General features: G+C 57.4%; 7 protein-coding genes and 1 pseudogene. All 8 read left to right on the top strand.

Annotated features, from left to right (window positions below):
- Positions 1-219, top strand: a pseudogene (locus FSO04_RS46730) (GDP-L-fucose synthase); the annotation flags it as partial.
- 46 nt (positions 220-265) lie between these two features.
- Positions 266-1,639, top strand: coding sequence for an oligosaccharide flippase family protein (locus FSO04_RS44600; protein ID WP_233465447.1), 1,374 nt, complete (start codon positions 266-268; stop codon positions 1,637-1,639).
- Between the two features lie 12 nt (positions 1,640-1,651).
- Entirely contained in the window at positions 1,652-2,800 is a 1,149-nt protein-coding gene (locus FSO04_RS44595; RefSeq protein WP_154567725.1) for a glycosyltransferase, read from the top strand.
- A complete protein-coding gene (locus FSO04_RS44590) occupies positions 2,797-4,032 on the top strand; it encodes a glycosyltransferase (RefSeq protein WP_154567723.1) in 1,236 nt (411 codons plus the stop codon). The genes FSO04_RS44595 and FSO04_RS44590 overlap by 4 nt, the downstream gene beginning before the upstream one ends.
- A complete protein-coding gene (locus FSO04_RS44585) occupies positions 4,029-5,285 on the top strand; it encodes a glycosyltransferase (RefSeq protein WP_154567721.1) in 1,257 nt (418 codons plus the stop codon). The genes FSO04_RS44590 and FSO04_RS44585 overlap by 4 nt, the downstream gene beginning before the upstream one ends.
- Positions 5,269-5,826, top strand: coding sequence for an acyltransferase (locus tag FSO04_RS44580; RefSeq protein WP_233465446.1), 558 nt, complete (start codon positions 5,269-5,271; stop codon positions 5,824-5,826). The genes FSO04_RS44585 and FSO04_RS44580 overlap by 17 nt, the downstream gene beginning before the upstream one ends.
- A gap of 3 nt (positions 5,827-5,829) precedes the next feature.
- Positions 5,830-6,393, top strand: coding sequence for an LbetaH domain-containing protein (locus FSO04_RS44575; protein ID WP_154567719.1), 564 nt, complete (start codon positions 5,830-5,832; stop codon positions 6,391-6,393).
- Entirely contained in the window at positions 6,390-6,590 is a 201-nt protein-coding gene (locus FSO04_RS44570; RefSeq protein ID WP_233465445.1) for a glycosyltransferase, read from the top strand. Before FSO04_RS44575 ends, FSO04_RS44570 begins: the two co-directional genes overlap by 4 nt.
- The last annotated feature ends 93 nt before the right edge of the window (positions 6,591-6,683 follow it).

Here is a 6,683-nt window from a genome sequence, read left to right as displayed (position 1 = left end):
ATTGAGGAGCTGGCCCGTGCGGCGATGCATGCGGTTGGCTTAGATGGCCGGCTCGAGTTCGACGTCAGCAAACCTGACGGCACACCGCAAAAGCTACTCGACGTCAGCAGGCTGGCAGAGCTCGGCTGGCGCGCGAAGATCGGCCTCCAGGAAGGATTGGCCGCGACCTACGATGACTTCTTGCAGCGCTACGAAACGCAAGTCCTGGAACGGGCCTAAGCGCATCCGCCAACCAATGAAAATGATGCGATTCGGCGAAAGCAGCGTGACTTGGGTCTTTGCACAACAGGCTGTGTCGCGCCTGCTGGTGGCGTTCAAGTTCTTCCTGCTTGCGCGACTGTTGGGGCCGCAATCGATCGGTCTGATTGCGGCTTGCCTGATGGCGTTGTCAATAGCGGAGTCGTTGACAGAGATGGGGATGAGCCATGCGCTGATCCAGCGGCAGGAGCTGCTGGATCAGCGTGGCCTTGACGCATTGTGGACGGCGAATGCGCTGCGGGGCTTGTTGCTGACGGTTGTCCTGTTCTTCGCCTCCGGCCTGATTGCGCGGCTAATGAATATTCCGGAGGCAACCACCGTTTTGCAGATGGTCGCGTTGGTGCCGTTCGCGAGGTGCGTTGTTAGCGTGCGCGTTGTCGTCGCGCAGCGAGAGCGGCGTTTTCGTACTGTCGCATTGTTGACGAGCACCTTCGTCATGGCCGATTTTGTGATGTCTGCCGTCGCCGCACTGACCTATCGCGAGGTGATATGGGTGCTCGCGGCATTGCCGTTGTCGGAGTTTCTGAAGGCCATCGCCTCGCACATTGTGTTCAAGACGAAGCCGCGGCTGAACTTCGACACCAAGCCACTGGGCGAGGTCATGGAGTTCGGTCGCTGGGTTTGGGCGAGCAGTTTGCTCACCGTGATTGTCAATCAGTTGGACCGGATCATTACGGTCAAGACATTCGGCGTGCAGACTTTGGGACTGTACCAGACCGCAAGTCGCCTCGCGCAATTTGGCGTAGCCGATTTTGGCATTGCGATGAGTCAGTACCTCTTCCCGAACTTTTCCGAACTGGCGCGTCAGGACAAAAGCCGCGCCGCACATTATGCATTGGCGCTGTTCAGTCAATTGGGGACGATCGCGCTCGTAGTCGCGACGTTTCTCTGTGTCGCCGCGCGCGACATCATCCAATTGGCGCTAGGTGGGCAATGGAGCGGGGCCGTGCCGTTTTTCCGCATCTTCGTGTATCTGATGGCGGCTGGCGTGCTGGTCGGGCTGCTGACCTCCTACCTGCGTGGCACGGGTAGGCCGAGCCGGGTGACTCGCGGGACCGTGGTGCAGTTGGCATGCCTGCTGATTTCATCGGCGATTCTGGTGCCGTGGCTAGGTCCCATCGGCGTCGCGTTCGCCGCGACGATTTCGGTGTTTGTCTGCGCGGCGTTAATGCTCTGGGATGTCGTGTCGGACGACCGTGACCAGATCCGGCAGTTGCTTCCACTCGCCACAGTGGGCGTGCCGGTTGCGGCGTTGATCGTGATCCTGGGCCAAGTGTTCTCGAAGCTTCCGTATCACGCCGTGGGACTCGGGCTCGTCTGTGCTGCCGCATTGGTGTTGCCTCTACAACGGCTGCGGGCCGGAATTTCACTGACTGTCTAGAGAGAGAACGTTATGCGCATCATGCACGTGGTCCTGACGCCGCGGCATTCCGGAGCCGAAATGCTCGCCGCCACGTTGGCGGAGGTGCACGCGACCGCAAAAACCGGTGTGGCAGGCGTAATGGGGATCAACCCGTGCGAGGCGGCCTTCCGGCCGGTTTGGTCGAAACTTGAAGAGAAGGGCGTCTGGTGCGCGTCGCCTGCACGATTGCTGGGGCGCTTGGGACGGCTTCGCTTTATCCGCGCGACACTGCGCGATTTTCGTCCTGACGTCGTGGTTGCGCATTCGGTCATTCCGGCGGCTTACGCACGCCTCGCCATGAAGCTGACGGCATCGGCCATTCCAGTCGTCACCGTCATGCATGCTGCCACCAACGACGACTACGCAGGAGGCTTTCTCAGGCTGAGTGAACGCATTCTCCAGCGTGATGCGGCGGCCGTGGTCACCGTCACGGAGACAGCCGCCAACAATTACCGTTTGCGGTGTGGCGTGCCTCGCCGGCTTCTAACGATCCCCAACGGTACTGATCTTGATCGCTTCGCATTCGATGAAAATGCCAGACGCCGGCTGCGGGCCGAATTCAAGGTTGACGATAGTGTGTCAGTAGTGCTCCAAGTCGGGCGCCTGTCGCCGGTGAAGAATCAGGCCGCTAGCGTGCTGGCGCTGAAAGACATGTTACGCGCCGGCGAGTCCGTCGAATTGTGGCTGGCAGGACTGACGGAAGACCCATCCTATGGCGACGCGTTGAAGCGATTGGTCGAGCAGCACTGTTTATCCGGCAAAGTGCGATTTCTGGGGAGCCGGCCGGACGTTGCGGCGTTGCTGTGCGCCGCGGACGTGTACGTTATGCCTTCTGAGCGCGAAGCACACAGTGTCGCGATGATCGAGGCACTCGCGAGCGGCGTGCCCATTGTCGCTTCGACCATTCCCGTCTTCGGGTTCGCCACGCGTTTCTCTGGCGTCGTGACAGTCGATCCAGCAAGTCATCGAGATTACGCGGCGTCAATCACAAAGGTACTCGCGGAAGCGAAGATTCGCCACCAGCGCGACTTGAGCGTCTATTCGATCGCGCACGTCGCTGAACGCTATGCCGCGCTATTCGGCGACGTCACGTCGCATCCACGATTTGGCGCCGGCACGGCACGGGAGGGTGTGACATGACGAGGCTGCTGCTGGTGGAACCCGAGGCAACAGGGCACCGCATGGTGCTGTATGTCCGTCTGATGGCGGAAGAGGCGTTCCGGCGTGGATGGAAAGTTACGTTAATGACGACAGCGTCGGCGCTCGCTCATTCCGCAACGCAAAGAGTGAAATCGGCCTTGGGATCGGATCTGGACCTTGCGAGAATGCCGGAAATTCCACGGGAAACCCGCTATGGAAAGCTCCAATTGCTGTTCGGGCAGCGCGCCTACCTGAGTGCTTTCGAACAGGCCTACCGCGAATACCGTAAGACCAGCACAGTTGATTTCGTCTATGTCCCGTACCTCAACTACATCGACAAGATCGTCGGATTGTATGGCTCACCCTTTGGCACGACGCCCTTCGGCGGCATGATCCTTGCCGCGAAGTTTCACCATCAGGCGTGCGGTATCGCGGGGCCGCGAGGGAAGATGGATGTCGTCAATAGAGTGCTGTTTCAAAGAATGCTGAGCCTGCGGGCACTAGCGCTCGCTACCACGATCGATGAACCCTTGCCGAAGTACGTGACGCAGAACATGCCCGCATTGGCGCCGAAGATCAGATATGTACCAGACGTTTCGTTCATTAGCAAACCTGCGCAAAGGCAGACGGCTCGACACGCGCTAGGGTTGGAGGAAGATCACTTTGTTGTCGCGTCCTATGGCTCCCTCAGTCCGAGAAAAGGCCTAGCCCGGCTATTGAGCATGTTTTCAGCGGCAGACCTTCCCAGGCACTTCAGACTAGTGCTTGCCGGCGTACAGGATGCCGAAGCCGCCCAATTGATCCAGTCTTTTATATCGGAGGCAGGGGCGCGCCGGTCGCAACTGGTCGTGATGAACAGGTTTTGTTCTGCGCTTGAAGAAGGTTTGGTATTCGCGGCCGCCGATGCGATGTGGCTGTGTTACGAGAATTTTAGCGGAATGAGCGGCGTGCTGATCCAGTCGGCTCAAGTTGGTGTGCCTGTGATCACCTCGAATTACGGCCTTATCGACCACAATCGGGAAAAGCATTCACTCGGCCTGCGATGGGACGATTTTCTTCTCGCGTCGCCGCCGGCACAGCGCTTTGATTGGGGAAAATTGGAGTCGATCGTACATTCCATTAAGGGCTCGCCTGAGCTCGCCGACTTTGCGCTCCGACACAGCCCCAAAAAATTCGGGTGCAACGTGATCGATGCGATCGACCACGCTCATCGGATGGAGGGGCGCGCGTGACCATTGTTAGCCTGATGCGCACGTTGCGGGGCCAGCGTATCGGTTCACCGCACACCGTGCACCGATCGAACAAGGACCGCGGCGCGAATAAGCGCCTCCGCGTTGCTATCGTGTACCACTTTTTCCCGCATTACCGCAAAGGCGTTCTTGATGCGATCAGCAATGACGACTTTGACGTGACGTTCTTTGGCGACCCGATGGAGCGCTACCAAGGCATCCCCTCGTTGCGTTTCGAAGCCGATACGGATTTCAGGCCGGCGACGGTCAAAGTGTTGAATGACATCTCGTTTCAGTGGGCCGCGGTACACGCATCCTTATCGAGCGAGTTCGACGTCTTGGTGTTGCTCGCGAATCCGAATTTCTTTACGACCTGGCTGGCGGCTGCAATTGGGCGCTTGACCCGCAAGCGCGTGCTTTTTTGGGGGCACGGATTCTTATCGGCCGATCGGTCTTTGAAAAACTACATCAGGCGTATCTTCTTCTCGCTCGGACATGCACAGTATCTGTATGGCTATCGCGCTAAATGCATTGCCGAAAGTTTTGGATTTCACTCCAGGAACCTCTATGTAGGGTTTAACAGTCTGGACTATCAGTCCCAGTTGCGTACACGCCGTCAGTTGTTAGCGTGTCCCGAAGAGCCTCGGCAGTCCTCTGAAATCCGCATCCTCGGTGTGTCCAGATTGACCGACAAGTGCGCGTACGACGTATTAATGAATGCGGTGTCATTGGCGCAAGAAACGTCGGAGTGGCGATTCAAGTTGACATTGATAGGGGGCGGCCCTGCGGAGAGCAAGCTGAAGGCACTTGCAGTGCAATTGAAGCTGGACATCGACTTCGTTGGTGAGCTGTACGACGAGGAGGCGGTGGCCGGTTACATATTCGATTCCGATGTTGTCGTATCACCCGGGAAAATCGGCTTGACCGCCATGCATTCACTCATGTTCGGTACGCCGGTCATTAGCCACTCCGACATGGACCGTCAAATGCCTGAAGTGGAAGCGGTCGCACCCGGTATCTCCGGAATTTTGTTCCGTTACGGCGACATGGCTGATCTGTCGAGGTGTCTGATTTCGATTCCAGACGTATTTCATGACCGACGCCAGACGCGAGAAAACTGCTTCAGGATTATTGACGAAATATACAACCCTTATAGGCAATGCGAAGTGCTCTCGGATGCAATTCATGGCAAGGCGGCCCGGCGGGGTAACGACATGCAAGCCATCTATGGAGATGCGAATGAAGGCCGAGCTTAGAGCCATGATGCGCAGCGCCAGACGATTGTTCTGGCGGAAACTGCTCAGGCTCCGCGACGTGCATCCAACGGTGCTGTTCGGCGGATATGGAGATATCAGCCGAGATTTTCACGCAGACGCATATGTCTACGTGGGTCCCGGCTGCCGGATCAATCCAGGCGTTCGCGTCGGCAGTTATTCGATGCTGGGGCCCGATGTCCAGATTGTGGGCAATGACCACATCTTCGACCTCCCCGGCGTACCGATCATTTTTAGCGGCAGACCGGTGTTTCGTCCCACGCATGTCGGCAAGGACGTGTGGATTGGCGCCGGCGCGACTATTCTCTGCGGAATAACCATTGGTGACGGCGCAGTGGTGGCGTCCGGGGCGGTCGTCACCCATGACGTCGAACCGTTCACGGTGGTCGGCGGCGTTCCGGCACGTCTGATCAGACGCCGCTTCGCGATCTTGAGGGATGAATTGATACACAGAAAAATGCTCGAGGCACCTGTCGTCTCGGCTAGATATTGCTCGCCGGTTACGGCTCAGCAAGAGGCGTAATCGATGATTTTGCAAGGTGTGGACTCCAAGATTGCTCCTTCGTTCTCGCTGAAGAATCGCTTGGCACGCGTGCTATGGGGAATCGTATACGTGCTGTTTTTTCTCCCTACACCGCGCCCTTGTCACGCGTGGCGTCGAGGCATTCTGAGAGCGTTCGGTGCTCAAGTCGGCGCGGGAGCGCACATTTATCCACGGGTCAAGATCTGGGCTCCGTGGAATCTTTCGATTGGCGCACTAGCGGGCGTTGCCAACGGCGTCACGCTTTACTCCATGGAACGAATTGTTTTGGGGGAACGTTGCGTGATCTCACAGGGGGCGCATCTGTGCACTGGTAGTCACGACTTCAACGATCCTATGTTTCAGCTCACGGCACAGCCCATATCTGTCGGGCGCGAGGCGTGGATTTGCGCGGAAGCGTTTGTTTGCCCCGGAGCGGAGATCGCTGAGGGCGTTGTGGTGGGCGCGCGTTCGGTGGTGACCCGCAGTCTTCGCGAGCGCTGGACGGTATATGCGGGCATGCCTGCGAGAAAGATATCCATTCGAACTGGATCTGGAGAAAAACAATGAGCAATGTCTCAGTCCTAATTCTGACAAAGAACGAAGAAAAGGATCTTCCAGGCTGCCTGGAGAGCGTCATCGAATGGTGCGACGACATTCATGTCTATGACTCTCACAGCACAGACCGCACAGTTGAGCTTGCCACGCTGCTTGGCGCGAAGATTACGCTGAGGGAATTTGATAACCTGTCTCTTATACACATCTAAAAAAAAAAAAAACCAAGATAACGAGACCACTCACCTCCTCTTAACCATGCTCAAGACTGAAAAACTAAGAGATCTGACAATAACTAAGAGGAG

Source organism: Paraburkholderia madseniana, from assembly GCF_009690905.1.
Lineage (GTDB): Bacteria > Pseudomonadota > Gammaproteobacteria > Burkholderiales > Burkholderiaceae > Paraburkholderia > Paraburkholderia madseniana.
The sequence above is the reverse complement of the archived record's forward strand: the minus strand, read 5'-3'. Positions and strand labels throughout refer to the sequence as shown.